1 protein-coding gene is annotated in these 1138 nt (G+C 42.5%); it reads left to right on the forward strand.

All coding sequences use genetic code 11. The annotated features are described in order from the left end of the window. Positions 1 to 118 precede the first annotated feature (118 nt). On the forward strand, positions 119 to 1138 hold a 1020-nt coding region (locus JFC08_RS13590; RefSeq protein WP_198331107.1), incomplete at its 3' end, for an RNA-guided endonuclease InsQ/TnpB family protein.

Below are 1138 nucleotides of genomic sequence, written 5' to 3' on the forward strand. Positions count from 1 at the left end.
TTATCATCTAGCGCCGTAAAACCACGTCCTTCTAGGGCGTGGATATCAGGCGTCAACCGTTGTTACCTAAGATTGAACATACCTTGATAACCAAATACATTGAGATCATAATTACCCCATGAAAACGCTCAAACTACGCATCAAAGACAAACATGCTACTCAGCTAAATATCTTAGCGGGGTCGGTTAACTTTGTCTGGAATTACGTCAATGAGCTAAGTTTTAAACACCTCAAGCGTACTGGTCAATTCTTGTCGGCTTATGATTTGGCTACTTACACCAAAGGTGCGGGTGAATATCTAAACCTACACAGCCAAACCTTACAAGCAGTGACCGAAACCCATGCCAAGGCTCGTAAACAGTTTAAAAAAGCCAAACTCAACTGGCGCACCAATAATCTTAAAGCCAAACGTAGTTCTCTTGGTTGGATTCCGTTTAAAAAGACCGCTATTAAGCATATCAGCACCCGCCAAAGTGGTAAAAAGTGTCTAAAAAGCACCCTGCAATTCAGCTTAGCTAAAGGTAAAAAACTCACTATTGACCTATGGGACAGCTATAACTTAGCGCTCTACACCATCAATACTTGCGAATTGGTACAGGACAATCGCGGTAACTGGTACGTCTGTGTGACGGTTAAAGAATTTCCAAAAACAGCGTGTGGCACTGGTCAGGTCGGTATTGATTTAGGCTGCAAAGATTCAGCAGTCAATAGTGATGGCGACAAACTACAAACTAAAGTCACTCATCAATACGCTGAAAAACTGGCCATTGCTCAAAGAGCTAAGAATAAAAAGCGGGTCAAGGCCATTCACGCCAAGATTAAAAATACCCGTCAAGACCTCATTCATAAATTCACATCAAAGCTTGTCAAAGCCAACAGCCTAATTGTTGTTGGTAAAATAAAATCAACATCATTCACTAAGGGCAAACTTGCCAAATCCGTCTATGACGCAGGTTGGTTTGAAATTAAGCGGCAACTGGATTATAAATGCGCGAACGCAGGTTGCCACTATATCGAAGTGAATGAAGCGTACACCACCCAAACCTGCTCGTGTTGCGGCTCTCGTCAAGACAGTCCGAAAGGTAGATCAGCGCTTGGTATAAGAGTATGGTTTTGTCGTTCTTGTAAAACGACCCAT

Origin of the sequence: Psychrobacter cibarius (genome assembly GCF_016107535.1) — a bacterium.
GTDB classification, from domain to species: domain Bacteria; phylum Pseudomonadota; class Gammaproteobacteria; order Pseudomonadales; family Moraxellaceae; genus Psychrobacter; species Psychrobacter cibarius.